Raw genomic sequence first — 13,923 nt, 5'->3', positions numbered from 1 at the left:
TTGAGAGGAGTATGGTGTTAATGTTTTTGTCAGGAATATTCCCGGATCAGATTGGATTGGCAAGCAGCAGGCTGTCCATTGACATTTTCTGCGGCGCGATGGCCATTCCGTCGCGGAGCCTGTCCAGTCCGTTGTAAACGATTTTCTCGCCTGGCTTTAATCCCTTGGAAATCAGATAATAATGGCCGCTTCTGTCGGAAACTGTAACTGGTCTGCCTTCTACTTTATTGCTGTCGAGTACCGTGTAAACGAACACTTTATCCTGTAATTCAAAGGTTGCTTCCTGCGGGATAAGCACCGATCTTGTCAGTTCTCGCGGGATTTTGATCCTACCGGTATTCCCTGAACGCAACAGTCCGTTCACATTCGGGAAGGTCGCACGGAAATTGATCGCGCCCATTGTTTTGTCAAACTGTCCTTCCACGATTTCGACCTTGCCTTTTTGTGGATACACACTATTATCGGCCAGCAGCAGCTCCACAGCAGGAATATGCTTGATTTTCTGCTCAATTGTATTGCCCGGGAATTGTTGTTTGAATTCAAGAAAATCCAGTTCGCTCATTGAAAAGTATACGTGAATATCCTTGGTTTCAGACAAAACGGTCAACGCTTCGATAGTACCTTTCCCCACCAAACTACCCGTTTTGAAAGGTATTGTACCAATATATCCGTCAGCCGGCGCCTTCACCGAAGTATACCCTACATTGATCTTCGCCGCATCCACAGCAGCCTGTGCATGCGATACATTGGCCCTGGCAGCATCCTGAGCGGCTTTTGCCGATTTGAGCTGCACATCGGAAACTACATTATTGGCCACCAGCGGCGTGAGTTTTTCAACATTGATCGCCGCACTTTCCAACGCCGCCTTTGCCGATTGCAGGCTCGCGTTTGCCGTATTCAGTTGTTCCTGGTAAGGCCTGGCGTCGATGTGGAACAAAGTCTGACCTTTTCTTACGTACGCACCTTCGTCAACTGAAATGCGGTCGAGGTACCCTTCCACCTGTGGTCTGATCTCAATATCCCGGCTGCCTTCGATCGAGGCGGTAAATTCACGGTAAGCCGTCACCTGGTGATCGCTTACTGTCAAAACTGGTAGAGATTGCGCAGGTGGCTGAGTTGCAGGCGCATTGGCGGTTGTAGAGCCGCAACTGTAAAGTGCTCCGGTCGCAAAAGTGAGCACGAGGCCGACTATTGCTTGTTGCATGAAGTTTGCTTGATTTTTTTTCATGGATATGAAGATTGTGGTGATAAAAGTTTGACTATAAACGGGTAGTGGAGTTATTATTACTAACAGTGTTAGCTGAAAGAGAAAAAAAATTTTAGAGATTTTTGATGAATGCTTCCACGGTATCATCCATTACTTTTTTGTTCATCGTGGAATCGTCAATATCGGAGCAGCGCATCATCATAATAGAGATCAAACCGTGTAGTACCGACCAGAACGCATGAATTTTGAAGCAAGTTTCATCATCTGTCGATTTTTTATCAGTTACTATTTTTTCAATCGCTTCTCCAATGTGGTTTCGGAACACATTCAGTTCAGGTTTTACCTTCCCGGATCCGGAACAAGGCATTCCGAGACCGTACATCAATTGGTAATATTCCGGGTTTTTAAAAGCGAAGTTCCAGTAGGATTCTGCGTGCGCTTTCAGGAGCTCCCTTGGGTCGCGAATATTACGTTTGTTCTTTTCAAGTGTCCGTTCTAGGAGACGGAAACCGTCGAGGGAGAGTTCGTAGAGGATATCTTCCTTATTGGCAAAATGGTCATAAATAACCGGAACGCTGTATTCAATTGCATCTGCTATCTTCCTGATAGACAGAGACTGCCAGCCCTCATCCTTTACCAGCCGCAACGCAACTGCCAGGATATTGGTCCGCATATGCTCCTTCTGCCTGATCTTTCTTTCCGTGATGCCCATCAATCAAAATACCTAACGATGTTAGCAAAGGTAGGAGCGTTTGTATTAAATGTCAAGAATTTTGTTTCAAAATCATTTTATCATTTCCACCGAAAACGTAACCCGCGCTCCAAGTGCGGCAAAAACCTTCAAAATCGTCTCGAATCGCGCATTGGTAACGCTGTTTTCGAGTTTAGAAATCTGTGCTTTCTGAACGCCAACCAACTCGCCAAGCTGCTCTTGGGTAAGCTGACGATCTATTCGCGCAGTTTTGATCGCATTACCCAGCAGCTCAATCCGCAATTCATTCTCAAATGCATCCCGCCGCTCAGTGCCTACCTTACCGATATGTTTGTCGATCAAAATTTCTAAAGGCACTGTTTCAAGCAGTTTGTCTGATGTTTTCATTGTCTTTGTGTTAGATAGTGTTTCCTGATATTTTCTGCTTTCTCAATTTCTTTTGCGGGAGTTTTGTTTGATTTCTTCAAAATCCCGTGAGTGGCAATAACCATTGTATTCCGGGCGGCAGTGCGATCCCAGAATGCAAATAGCCTGTATGCTAGTCCCTGGTAAATCGTCCTGAATTCCCAAATGTGCCTGTTCAATTTTTTAAACACAGCAGCATCCGCGACGAATTGCGATTTTCGGATATTGTAATAGACTTTTTCCCGCGCCTTATCGTCCATTCCATTTAAAAATTCTACTGCTTCCGGCAGTAACTATACATCAAATTTCTTCTCCATCTCAAAGGTATTAGTTTCCTTATTGGGAAACAATGGTAATTAGACATTTTCCTTTAGACGCGGGAAGTTTTGTTTGGTAACGGTGGGAGGTGGGAAATACCCTAAATCCCTGAAGGGACTTTACGCCGGTGATAATCCCAACAACAACAACAACAACAACAACAACAACAACAACAACAACGAAAAGCCCCCTCCCAGGGGTTGGGGGTCGGGGCTTGCAAATACCCTAAATCCCTAAAGGGACTTTTACATCATTCATAATCCCAACAACAACAACAACAAGCCCCCTCCCAGGGGGTTGGGGTAAAAGCGTGCAAATACCCTAAATCCCTAAAGGGACTTTTACGCCGGTCATAATTCCAACAACAACAACAACAAGAACAACGAAAAGCCCCCTCCCAGGGGGTTGGGGGTAGAACCTTGCAACAACAACAAAAGCCCCCTCCCAGGGGGTTAGGGGGTCGGGCTGAGGGCCGGGTCACCCCCTCAACCGATACAAAAACGGCGCTTTATTCGCTGCGCCGGTAAATTTCTTTTCCAGCCGGTCGAGCACGTTCAGGTCCAGGATTTTCTTTTGAAAGTTGTTGCGGGCGAAGGGTTTGTTGAAAACCGTTTCGTATAATTCCTGGATTTCTTTCATCGTGAAAGTTTCCGAAAGGAGCTTGAAAGCGATCAACTTGTCGTCTATATTTATTCTGAGGTGATCAAGGGCCTTGGCGACTATCTCATTGTGGTCCATGATCATCGGCGGAAGTTCGCGGACGTCGTACCAGTCTATCGACGCATCGATTGCGATCTTTTTTGGGATCACCTTATTAATGTCAACCAGCGCGTAGTAGCCGATTGAAACGAACCGTTTCGTGATCCAGTCGTATTGTTTTTTATTCATCCCTTTCTCTCCCAATGTATCTTTATTGAGTTCGAGAAGCTTGTCGAGAAACGTTTCATTGCTTCTTCCGGCTTTTCCAAATACGTGGAATTGATCGATATAAGTGTCCTGGATTCCGGTTCTCCCCCGCAATATCCTGTCCGCAGCGGCGTCAATATCTTCATCCTGGATCACAAATCCGCTCGGCAATGCATAAAAGTCACCGTTGAAATTCAGCTTGGGGACAAGTACTTTGAGTTGTTTTTGATGGTATCCAAAAATGACACAATCAATGGAAAGCTGCTCAATATAATTCTGTTCACTGGGGAAATCCATCATGCAGGGTATAGGTTTAGTAGGATGCTAATATAGAGAATATTTAATGTCTGAATTTTAGATAATGTAGGTAAAAATGCAGATGTTACGTATCAGAAATTGATCAGGGAAAACTTAACCGAACCGAATATGAAGCTCAGAAACCTTTTACTAATCGCCCTCACCGTCGTCGCCGCCAGCCCGCTCTTCGCGCAAAACGGAAAGCCGCTGTTTCCCGAAATGCCTGGAATGGTGTCGTATACTTACCGCGCCAGTTTTGCAAAAGACGTTGCTGCAACGCTGGATACGCTGCAAAAACTCGGCATCAAAGACATGGAATTTTCCAATCTTTTTGGGAAAACTGCCGCTGAGCTCAGGAAGCTGCTCGACGAGCGGGATATGCAGTGTTCCTCTTTTGGAGTGAGTTATGACGAAGCACTTAACAAAACTATGCAGGTAGGGGAGAATGCCAAAACGCTGGGTGCCAAGTTTGTACGTGTAGCCTGGATTCCTCACGATGGTCCGTTTACACTCGAACTAGCCGATAAAACAATTGCAGATTTCAATACGATCGGGGCCACTTTGAAAGACGAATTTGGAGTTTCGTTCTGTTATCATAACCACGGCTACGAGTTCGAAAAATATAAAAGGGGTACTTTAATGGACTATATTATCAAGAAATCAGATCCTAAATATGTCAACTTCGAGCTCGACTTGCTGTGGGCGTTTTTTCCGGGCGGCGATCCGGCCAAATTACTGCGAAAATATCCCACCCGTTTCAAACTGATGCACATGAAAGACCTGCGCAAAGGTGTCGAGGGCAATTTGTCGGGCGGTACGCCGGTGACGAACGATGTGGCGCTGGGTACCGGACAACTCAATATTCCGGAGATATTGAAAGCAGCCAAAAAGTCGGCGATCGAGCATTATTATATTGAAGATGAAAGTCCGAGCTATGCCACACAAGTACCGCAAACGATCGCGTATCTGAAAAGTCTGACATACTAATTTGCTCAGTAATGGAGTCAGGCCCGGTCAGTTTTGGCTGGGCCTTTTTTTGTTATTTAATGCGAATTCGTTTGTTTTAGCGACATTTGAAACATAGCTGACACCACCATGAAACACATTCTGGACAATCCGGTCTGGCACGCGCTGAATACCGAAAATGCAGATCTGGGACATATTTCAGGCCCGGCAGCCTGTTTTTCACCTGCCGTTTCGCCTTTCGTCGCATTGGTGGAGCCGACCCAGGAAAACCTGCTCGACCTGTACCTCACGGTGCCTTTCGACGATACGGTGATATTTGTTACCGATACAAAACTGGATATTACGACGCCCTGGGCTGATATTATCAGTATTCCCGGGTACCAGATGCTATACCACGGAGAAGTGCCACCTGAGATCGAGAGTGAAAAACCTGTTGTCTTGGAAGACCAGCATATTCCGCAAATGCTCGCCCTCACTAAGCTGACCAACCCCGGTCCGTTCCTGCCGAGAACCATCGATTTCGGGCATTATGAAGGTATTTTCAACGATAACGAGCTGATTTCAATGGCGGGGCAACGGCTGCATGTGCCCGGTTTTGCGGAGATCAGCGCAGTTTGTACCGACCCCGGACATTTGGGAAAAGGCTACGCGCGCCAACTTGTTCTGCGTCAGGTCCGTCGAATTTTGAGTGCGTCGGAAACGCCGTTTCTGCACGTAAAGGCTACGAACCAAAGAGCGATCAAAGTTTACGAATCCCTGGGTTTTAAAACCCGCACCAATATCTTCTTTTACGCACTGACCAAAAAGGCATAGAAGTTTTTGCTTCCCGGTTAAATCCAAAAAATTAGGGCTTTTGCAAACTTTTTCTTGCTAATTCGCCAATGTGACCATTATATACAATTGATCAGCACCTTAATAAGTAATACGCTCGGGTCCTGATCAAATGATAGCATTTTTTAAAATAAAGCTACTTTCAAAAACACTTTTCCAAAGTATTTTCACGGGGCTTACCGTGGGAATGCTGGCTTCTTGCGGCGTTGAAAAACCTGCCGAATTGGAGCTCGCTATGGAGGAGTTGCACGGTGAGCTGGACTTCAATTATGACGTCAAACCCATCCTTTCCGACAAATGCTTCGCCTGCCACGGGCCCGATCAGAAAAACCGCAAAGGTGGTTTGCGGCTCGATACGGAGGAAGGCGCTCTTGCTGCATTGAAAAAATCCGAAGGTCGCCACGCGATCGTGCCGGGCGACCTGGGCGAAAGTTCCGTGTATGCGAGGCTGATCTCGACCGACCCCGAGCTCAGAATGCCCCCACCGGAATCTAACCTGAAACTTTCGGTAAAGGAAGTCGCCATTTTGACGCGGTGGATCGAGCAGGGCGCAAAGTACAAGCCGCACTGGTCGCTGATCAAACCTGAAAAACCAGCATTACCGAAACCAGCATTAACTGCCTGGGCCAAATCTCCGATCGATCTTTTTGTGGTGGAGAGGCTGGAAAAAGAAGGACTGGAACCTTCGGCGGAGGCGAGTAAGGAAGATCTGATCCGCCGCGCCAGTTTTGACCTAACCGGCCTGCCGCCGACACTCGAAGAGATCGACCGGTTTGTTTCGGATAAATCCCCTGATGCTTACGCAAAGTTGCTGGACCGCCTGCTCCAATCGCCGGCTTACGGAGAGAGAATGGCCAGTGAATGGATGGACGTTTCCCGTTATGCCGACAGCGACGGTTACCTCGACGATAAACACCGGGATTTTTCTCCCTGGCGCGACTGGGTGATTGGCGCATTTAACCGAAATATACCTTACAACAGATTCGTAACCATGCAGTTAGCCGGCGATTTGATTCCGGGCAAAACCAAGGAAAGTATTCTTGCCACCGCATTTAACCGGCTTCATAAGAAAAGCTCGGAAGCTGGGATCGTTTTTGAGGAATACCGCGTCGAATACAATGCGGATCGCGTGCAGACGGTGAGTCAGGGGATTTTGGGACTTTCGGTTCAATGTGCGCGGTGCCATGATCATAAATATGATCCGATCAGTCAGGAAGCTTACTATAAAATGTTCGGCCTTTTTAATAGTACCAACGAAATAGGCAGCCCGCAATACGGTCCGGATCAGACACCCGGCCCGGCGCTTTTATTGACTAATAACGAAAATGAAAAGCTGCTGAAATTCATCGCAAAGCAGACAGATAATATCCATTCCAGGATTTCGGCGAATGCTGTTTCAGTCGAGAATGATTTTGATAACTGGCTGCAAGTAAACAAGCTGACTGCCAGGAACATCGAAAAAGAGCTGAATGCAGGCCTGGTAGCCTACTATCCTTTTGATAAGACCACTACCTCCGGCAAAACGGTGACCACACCGAATGCGGTGAACAGTAACCAGCCGGCTCAATGCATTGAAGCGGTTTTTAAGCCGGGGTTAAAGGGAAATGCATATTTCGTGACGGACTATAATTCCATCAAACTCGGACATAAGATAGGCTGGCATGAGCGCACAGAGCCTTTTTCAGTCGATCTGTGGATCAATCCAAATACAGTTTATCCCGACGCAGGCATTTTTTACCATTGTGAAGATATTCGCCTGGGTTACAAGGGATATTCGCTGCGACTGGCCAATAACAAGCTGCAATTTATCATCGCGCATTCCTACCCGCAGAACGCGATCCAGGTGAGTACCGTCGCCGCCGTTCCAATGAAAAAATGGACGCGGGTTACAGTTACGTACGATGGAACCAGCAGAGCTTCGGGGGCGAAGATTTATGTCGATGGTAAAAGGGCCGATTTTATCACGGATTACGACAATCTGTACAAAGGTATTTTGTACGAAAAAGATGCACATACCTATGGGTTTCACGGGTTTATGGTCGGTCAACGCAACCTGCTGATCCCTTTTAAAGATGGTGGACTGGATGAATTGAAGATCTATAACAAAGAGCTGACCGCGCTGGAAGTATTGTACGGCAGCAACCCGGAAGAGGCTGTAAAATCCGTTCAAGAGCCTAAAAGTCAGTCAGACAAAGAGCTGGTGAAAGCATTCTATCTTGCCAATTTCAATACAAAAAACAGGATTTTAAGAGATAGTTTGAAAACGATATTGGAACAGCAGAATGCATTGATCAATACAGTGCCAGAACTGATGGTAATGGGCGACCTGCCGAATCCGCGGCCAACTTACCTGCTGAACAGGGGCGTTTATAATGCGCCTGGAAAACAGGTCACACCGGGAGCCCTGGAAAGTGTTTTACCATTTAAAGGAAAATTTCCGGAGAACAGACTCGGACTCGCGCAGTGGCTTTTTGACAAAAACAACCCACTTACTGCCAGGGTTTTTGTGAACAGGATCTGGCAAATGCATTTCGGGAACGGGATCGTGAAATCGGCGGCGGACTTTGGTAACCAGGGTAACCTGCCTTCACACCCGCAGCTGCTCGACTGGCTTGCAATCGATTTTATGGATTCCGGCTGGAATATCAAGCGGCTGCACAAGCAGATCATGCTTTCGGCGACTTACCGGCAAACTTCCAAAACCAATCCGAAACTCATCGCGCATGATCCGGAAAATACTTTGCTGGCAAGAGGCGCGCGGTTCCGCTTTACCGCAGAAATGATCCGGGATAATTCGCTTGCGATCAGTGGTTTACTGGTAAATAAATTAGGTGGGAAAAGTGTATATCCGTACCAGCCGGCTGGAATCTGGGATGAGCTGAGTGATAAGTCCTGGCGTTACAAATATTTGCAGGAACCCGGTGAAGGACTGTACCGCAGAAGCTTGTATACGATCTGGAAAAGGACTTCTCCACCGCCGTCCATGCTGATCTTCGATGCGCCCGAACGCGGTGAATGCGTAGTAAAACGCCGCTCGACGAGTACGCCTCTGCAAGCATTGGTTTTACTCAATGATCCGCAGCATATTGAATCGGCCAGGGTATTGGCACAGAAAGTGTTACGTGAAAAAGAAACCGACCACGCTGAGCCCGTCGATAAAGTTTTCAGGCTGATTACGGGCCGTAAACCGGATGTTACTGAAAAGCGGATATTAGCAAGATTTTATACCGAAGAACTGCAACGTTTCCATGCAAAACCAGCCGACGCGCTGGCTTACCTGAGTACGGGAGAACTGGATTGGGACAAGAAATTGAAACCGGCAGAGATTGCCGCGCTGGCCACGGTTTCCAATTCGATCATGAATACAGACGAAGGTTTTACGAGAAAATAACGGCATTATGGAGGATATAAAAAAGGTATTGACGCAATTGAACCGCCGGGATTTTCTGACAAAAGCCGGTCTCGGTTTCGGATCTTTTGCACTTTCAAGCATTCTGCAAGCAGGAATGCCAGCTGGTGAAAAGCGCCGGGAAATGGCCGATGAAGGTATTGATCCCACAAATTTCATCAAAGGCTCCCATTTCGCGCCGAAGGCCAAACGCATTATTTACCTTTTCCAGAGCGGCGGCCCGTCGCAGCTGGAAACATTTGACTACAAACCTGCACTGGCGAAGTGGCACGGGCAGGAAATACCCGATTCCATACGCGGTACCCAGCGGAATTCGGGCATGGTGGCGGGGCAATCGACATTTCCACTTGTTAAATCAATCTTTGATTTCAAGCAATATGGTCAGTCCGGTGCGTGGGTGAGTGAGCTTTTGCCGCACACCGCCAAGATTGTGGATGAGCTTTGTATTGTCAAATCGGTTTATACAGAGGCGATTAACCACGAGCCGGCTGTAATGTTCGTGCAAACGGGCTCGCAGCAAAGTGGCCGCCCGTCGATCGGATCGTGGCTTAGTTACGGGCTCGGTTCCGATAATGAGAACCTGCCGCATTATATGGTATTGATCTCAAAAGGAGTGAGTGACCAGCCGCTGAGTACTGCGGCCTGGGCAAATGGATTTCTGGCTTCGCACCACCAGGGCGTGCAGTTGCGGGCGGGAAAAGACCCCGTTCTGTATTTGCAAAATCCCTACGGCGTGCATCAAAACGACCGCCGGCGTGCGTTGGACCATATTAAGGAGCTGAATGAGCATCAATATACCCTCTGGGGCGATCCCGAAATCCAGTCCAAGATTAGTCAGTATGAAATGGCTTACAAAATGCAGACTTCGGTTCCCGAGGCGGTGGATGTGACGAAAGAGCCGGACTATATCTACGAAATGTACGGAGAAGACGCTCGCAAGCCGGGTACATTTGCGGCCAACTGTCTGCTCGCGCGCCGCATGGCGGAAAAGGATGTGAAATTTATCCAGCTCTACCACATGGGCTGGGACCAGCACGGCGATTTGCCCAAAAACATTGCGAAACAGGCCAAAGACGTGGATCAGGCTTCGGCCGCATTGGTGAAAGATTTGAAACAGCGCGGTTTATTAGACGATACCCTGGTTGTTTGGGGAGGAGAATTTGGCCGGACGAGCTTTTCTCAGGGCAAACTGACAGCCGATAATTATGGCCGCGACCACCATCCCGGCTGCTTCACCATGTGGATGGCGGGCGGCGGCGTGAAAACGGGCCAGGTGTATGGCGAGACAGACGAGTTTAGTTATAATGTGGTCAAAAACGGTGTTCACGTGCACGATTTCCAGGCGACACTTTTGCACCTTTTCGGGCTCAATCATGAGAAGCTGGTATTCAAACACCAGGGCCGCCGATACCGGCTTACCGACGTGCACGGCAAGGTAGTACAGGCACTTATCGCCTGATTCTAATTCTGTCGCATTAGTAAGGATTACGACAAGCGGATCAATGGATTGCCGCTGCTCTTCGCTTCCAGCCAGCCGAAAGAAGTAAACTGGTGGCCCAGTCTTGCTGTGTTTGCTTCAAAATCAGCTGCTCCTTCTTCCGAAACAGCCACCAGCAAGCCGCCACTGGTTTGTGGGTCGGCCAAAATATATTTCTGTTCGTCCGTTACCGGCCCGATCTTGTGCCCGTAGCTTGCCCAGTTGCGCTGCGTGCCGCCGGGATAGCATTGCTGATCCAGGTATTTTGCTAAGCCTCCAATCACAGGAACATTTTGAAATTCAATCACAGCCGACAAGTTGCTGCCTTCACACATTTCCGAAAGGTGGCCCAGCAAGCCGAAACCGGTCACGTCGGTCATTGCGTGCACGCTTTCCATCTGGCCAAAATTTTCACCTAGCTTGTTGAGCATTACCATGCTTTTCAATGCAACTGCCGCATCTTCCGGCGTAAGCAATCCGCGCTTTTGAGCAGTAGACAGGATACCTACGCCAAGTGGCTTGGTGAGGTACAGTCGACACCCCGCCGTCGCAGTGGAGTTTTGTTTCAATTGCGGAATATTGACTATTCCATTGACTGCCAGCCCAAAAACGGGTTCCGGGCAATCGATACTATGTCCGCCTGCCAGGGTAATACCTGCTTCCGCACACACAGCCCGCGAGCCTTCCAGTACTTTCTGTGCCACTTCGGGGGCCAGCTTGTCAATCGGCCAGCCGAGGATTGCGATCGCCAGCACTGGCTTCCCGCCCATTGCATACACATCGCTGATTGCATTGGCAGAGGCAATGCGGCCAAAATCAAAGGCATCGTCAACAATAGGCATAAAAAAATCCGTGGTAGAGATCAGCGCAGTTCCGTTGCCCAGGTCCAGCACCGCCGCGTCGTCGCGCTTGTCATTACCGACCAGCAGTCGCGCATCGGGCTGAAAGGTAACGGGACTATGTAAGATTTTGTCCAGAATAGCGGGGCTGATCTTGCAGCCGCAGCCGGCTCCGTGCGAATATTGCGTGAGTTTAATGTCTTCCATTTATCTATATCTTCGAAAACGAGATTGTTTTTGAAATAGCAAGAATGAGTTCGGTCAGGTGCGCCGCGTCCGCATCCCTGACGTTGAGGTGGAAAAGCCGGTCTTGTGCTTTTCTTGCAAGACTGTTCCGGTAGGTCTTGTCGTAGTATACCAGCACTAGCCGCATAAATTCGTCCATCCGGTTTTCACGGATCGCCGAGATCGCATCTTTGGTCTGCACGGGGCCGAGGCGCTTGTGAATACGTTCGGTGCAGTTGATCAGGAAATCTTTGTCGAGTTGTCCATATTCGTCGACCAGCGAGGCAATGCGTGTTTTCAAATCTACTTCCAGGTCAATCACAGGCGCTGAGCTCATTTGTTGCCATAGCGGTGCAGGAATGGTCAGCTTACCAATATTACGGCTTTCGTCTTCGAGCCAAACGGTCTGCTGAGCGTCGATGTCTTTCAGCCGGAAAGCCAGCTCATTCTCAAATTGTTCCTGCGTTGGCTGCACCATTTTGTTCATGGATCCAAATGCAGATCCCTGGTGCCGGGCAAGGTCTTCCAGGTCGATCATTTGTTCGCCGCGCCCAGCGAGTTCATTCAGAATCCGGGTTTTTCCCGAGCCGGTCATTCCGCCGAGCAGGAGCGCCTGGTATTGTTTCTCGAACAAATTCAGGGCCCATCTGCGGTAACTTTTATAGCCGCCCTCGATCAGATAGACTTCAAATCCGTACAGGTCAAGCGCCCAGGCCATCGCCACGCTCCGCATCCCGCCGCGCCAGCAATGCACACCAACCCGTTTTTCAGGTACCACTTCCAGCGCTTTTTTAATATAGCCCGACCATTTTGGCCCGGTGAGGTCAAAACCCAGCATGATCGCCGCCTCGCGTCCGACCTGCTTGTAGGTAGTGCCCACAACCACCCTCTCTTCGTTGCTGAAAAGCGGCAGGTTAAATGCACCGGGAATATGTCCGTGTGCAAATTCTGCCGGGGTACGTACATCGGCGAGTGGTACCGGAATATCGAGTTTTATGAATTCGTCAAAAGTGATGTTCCTGATCATGCCGCTATCAGTTCATCGGGTAACCTTTGTCTATCCAGTTCACTTTCAGGTTTGTGGGCAGATTCAGCAACTTGTGATTTTTGAAACCCATATCATTTAATAAACTGAAAGCAGGGCGGATATTAGGGCAGTCTTTAAATGGGCAGCAGCCGCAGTACAACACGATTTGCTTGTCTTTCGGCTCTTTTGACAGTCGCTCGCGGAGCTGGGTCAGGTTTTCCTTATCCTTTGCAGGATTGGCCTCTACGGCACCTTTGATCAATCCAGCCGGCCCTATACTGATTACTAATGGTTGTTTTTGAGTTGGATCTGTAATGATATCCACCAGCGCCTTTGGTTCCATCAGCTGGAACACGTTCCAGGGCTCTTCGTGAATTGCTATGAAGCTGGCGCAGCAAATCCCAAAGGCCACGAGAATAAATTGCAGGTTTTTTCTATTTTTCATAATCTCCGGTTTCTAAATTAATGGGTTAAACGATGGAATCGTTGGGCAATAGTCCTGTTTCCAATGGCAAGTTAATTCATTCGGCAGGAATATCCCGACCACGCCGACTAACTCATTCGTCAACCAACAAACGTGCTGCATTCGAAAAGCGCGGGAGTTGGCTTTTATTGAAATGATTTAATAAAAAATATTGTGATTTACAGGTACGATGTGCTTATTTTGAGTACCTAACTCAGGAATTCCAATGAAATTGCCTTTCCACCGCACTGATGCACCTGACGACAACAGCACCTGGCAGCGATTTATTGCGGGGGATGTTGATGCATTCGAGCAGCTGATGTCCATGCATTTTCAGGGATTGTTCCATTACGGCAGCAAGTTTTCGAGGGATAAGGAATTTGTGAAAGATGCGATTCAGGATCTGTTTCTGATACTTTGGGAAAAGAGGCGGAAACTGAGTCACGAGGTCGTTGTGAGACCTTATCTAATGGCGTCGCTTCGCCGGCTCATGCACCGAAGCCAGCAATCGCGGTTTCCGATTCTGGATATTTCGAAGGATAACCAGGAGGCAAACTTCGAGATCGCTTTTTCGGTAGAACAGGATTATATTGAACACGAATCCACCATTGTCCTGGCCAATAAACTGAAACATCTGCTCGACCAGCTCCCAACTCGCCAGAAGGAGGTTATCTACCTCAAATTTTTCCAGGAAATGGACCGGACGCAGATCTCCGAGATCATGGATATTTCCCCCCAAACCGTTTCCAACTTACTTCAAATTGCAATCAAGCAACTCAAAAATTACTGGGGCGTCACGCTTCCTATCTTCTTTTTAATGCATATCCTTATATAAAATCGC

General features: G+C 48.3%; 13 protein-coding genes. 5 read left to right on the top strand and 8 right to left on the bottom strand.

Annotated elements, in window-relative coordinates:
• Positions 1-46: 46 nt before the first annotated feature.
• The 5 genes from KOD92_RS00470 to KOD92_RS00450 all read right to left on the bottom strand — a co-directional run bounded on the left by KOD92_RS00470 (position 47) and on the right by KOD92_RS00450 (position 3,845).
• Positions 47-1,228, bottom strand: coding sequence for an efflux RND transporter periplasmic adaptor subunit (locus KOD92_RS00470; protein WP_215231560.1), 1,182 nt, complete (start codon positions 1,226-1,228; stop codon positions 47-49).
• Between the two features lie 91 nt (positions 1,229-1,319).
• Entirely contained in the window at positions 1,320-1,919 is a 600-nt protein-coding gene (locus tag KOD92_RS00465) for a TetR/AcrR family transcriptional regulator (protein WP_215231559.1), read from the bottom strand.
• A 72-nt stretch (positions 1,920-1,991) separates the two neighbouring features.
• Positions 1,992-2,306: a helix-turn-helix transcriptional regulator gene (locus KOD92_RS00460; protein WP_215231558.1), complete on the bottom strand. Its 315-nt coding sequence runs from the start codon at positions 2,304-2,306 to the stop codon at positions 1,992-1,994.
• Positions 2,303-2,614, bottom strand: a complete 312-nt coding sequence (locus tag KOD92_RS00455) for a type II toxin-antitoxin system RelE/ParE family toxin (RefSeq protein WP_255567378.1) — start codon at positions 2,612-2,614, stop codon at positions 2,303-2,305. Before KOD92_RS00455 ends, KOD92_RS00460 begins: the two co-directional genes overlap by 4 nt.
• A 505-nt stretch (positions 2,615-3,119) precedes the next feature.
• On the bottom strand, positions 3,120-3,845 hold the full coding sequence (locus KOD92_RS00450) for an NUDIX hydrolase (RefSeq protein WP_215232597.1): 726 nt from the start codon (positions 3,843-3,845) through the stop codon (positions 3,120-3,122).
• Positions 3,846-3,974: 129 nt separating this feature from the next.
• Between KOD92_RS00450 and KOD92_RS00445 the strand changes: the two genes are divergently transcribed.
• The 4 genes from KOD92_RS00445 to KOD92_RS00430 all read left to right on the top strand — a co-directional run bounded on the left by KOD92_RS00445 (position 3,975) and on the right by KOD92_RS00430 (position 10,510).
• Positions 3,975-4,832 (top strand): sugar phosphate isomerase/epimerase family protein, encoded by an 858-nt coding sequence (locus tag KOD92_RS00445; RefSeq protein WP_215231557.1) that lies wholly within the window; start codon positions 3,975-3,977, stop codon positions 4,830-4,832.
• A gap of 108 nt (positions 4,833-4,940) precedes the next feature.
• Entirely contained in the window at positions 4,941-5,624 is a 684-nt protein-coding gene (locus tag KOD92_RS00440; protein WP_215231556.1) for a GNAT family N-acetyltransferase, read from the top strand.
• 130 nt (positions 5,625-5,754) lie between these two features.
• Positions 5,755-9,033: a DUF1553 domain-containing protein gene (locus KOD92_RS00435; protein WP_215231555.1), complete on the top strand. Its 3,279-nt coding sequence runs from the start codon at positions 5,755-5,757 to the stop codon at positions 9,031-9,033.
• A gap of 7 nt (positions 9,034-9,040) precedes the next feature.
• The gene (locus tag KOD92_RS00430) at positions 9,041-10,510 is read left to right on the top strand and encodes a DUF1501 domain-containing protein (protein ID WP_215231554.1); all 1,470 of its coding nucleotides are present in this window, start codon (positions 9,041-9,043) and stop codon (positions 10,508-10,510) included.
• A 26-nt stretch (positions 10,511-10,536) separates the two neighbouring features.
• On the opposite strand, the gene selD is transcribed toward KOD92_RS00430, so the two are convergent.
• From selD to KOD92_RS00415, 3 genes are read right to left on the bottom strand one after another with little or no spacing between them, the layout of a single operon-like run.
• Entirely contained in the window at positions 10,537-11,574 is a 1,038-nt protein-coding gene (selD, locus tag KOD92_RS00425) for a selenide, water dikinase SelD (protein ID WP_215231553.1), read from the bottom strand.
• A gap of 4 nt (positions 11,575-11,578) precedes the next feature.
• Positions 11,579-12,619 carry a tRNA 2-selenouridine(34) synthase MnmH gene (gene mnmH, locus KOD92_RS00420; RefSeq protein ID WP_215231552.1) on the bottom strand — a complete coding sequence of 347 codons (1,041 nt, stop codon included), beginning with the start codon at positions 12,617-12,619 and terminating at the stop codon, positions 11,579-11,581.
• 7 nt (positions 12,620-12,626) lie between these two features.
• On the bottom strand, positions 12,627-13,064 hold the full coding sequence (locus KOD92_RS00415) for a rhodanese-like domain-containing protein (protein WP_215231551.1): 438 nt from the start codon (positions 13,062-13,064) through the stop codon (positions 12,627-12,629).
• 244 nt (positions 13,065-13,308) lie between these two features.
• On the opposite strand from KOD92_RS00415, the gene KOD92_RS00410 reads away from it, so the two are divergent.
• Positions 13,309-13,917 carry an RNA polymerase sigma factor gene (locus KOD92_RS00410; RefSeq protein ID WP_215231550.1) on the top strand — a complete coding sequence of 203 codons (609 nt, stop codon included), beginning with the start codon at positions 13,309-13,311 and terminating at the stop codon, positions 13,915-13,917.
• Positions 13,918-13,923: the final 6 nt, after the last annotated feature.

Origin of the sequence: Dyadobacter linearis (assembly GCF_907165045.1) — a bacterium.
In the GTDB taxonomy this organism is placed as follows: domain Bacteria; phylum Bacteroidota; class Bacteroidia; order Cytophagales; family Spirosomataceae; genus Dyadobacter; species Dyadobacter linearis.
Note: the sequence above shows the minus strand (reverse complement) of the source record. Positions and strands in the feature narration are given on the sequence as shown.

Bases quoted from the DNA above. Each gene is read 5' to 3' on its own strand.
- KOD92_RS00445 (WP_215231557.1), top strand. From the start codon at position 3,975: ATGAAGCTCAGAAACCTTTTACTAATCGCCCTCACCGTCGTCGCCGCC.
- KOD92_RS00450 (WP_215232597.1), bottom strand. From the start codon at position 3,845: ATGGATTTCCCCAGTGAACAGAATTATATTGAGCAGCTTTCCATTGAT.
- KOD92_RS00415 (WP_215231551.1), bottom strand. From the start codon at position 13,064: ATGAAAAATAGAAAAAACCTGCAATTTATTCTCGTGGCCTTTGGGATT.
- KOD92_RS00465 (WP_215231559.1), bottom strand. From the start codon at position 1,919: ATGGGCATCACGGAAAGAAAGATCAGGCAGAAGGAGCATATGCGGACC.
- KOD92_RS00410 (WP_215231550.1), top strand. From the start codon at position 13,309: ATGAAATTGCCTTTCCACCGCACTGATGCACCTGACGACAACAGCACC.
- KOD92_RS00440 (WP_215231556.1), top strand. From the start codon at position 4,941: ATGAAACACATTCTGGACAATCCGGTCTGGCACGCGCTGAATACCGAA.
- mnmH (WP_215231552.1), bottom strand. From the start codon at position 12,619: ATGATCAGGAACATCACTTTTGACGAATTCATAAAACTCGATATTCCG.
- KOD92_RS00430 (WP_215231554.1), top strand. From the start codon at position 9,041: ATGGAGGATATAAAAAAGGTATTGACGCAATTGAACCGCCGGGATTTT.
- KOD92_RS00460 (WP_215231558.1), bottom strand. From the start codon at position 2,306: ATGAAAACATCAGACAAACTGCTTGAAACAGTGCCTTTAGAAATTTTG.
- KOD92_RS00435 (WP_215231555.1), top strand. From the start codon at position 5,755: ATGATAGCATTTTTTAAAATAAAGCTACTTTCAAAAACACTTTTCCAA.
- KOD92_RS00470 (WP_215231560.1), bottom strand. From the start codon at position 1,228: ATGAAAAAAAATCAAGCAAACTTCATGCAACAAGCAATAGTCGGCCTC.
- selD (WP_215231553.1), bottom strand. From the start codon at position 11,574: ATGGAAGACATTAAACTCACGCAATATTCGCACGGAGCCGGCTGCGGC.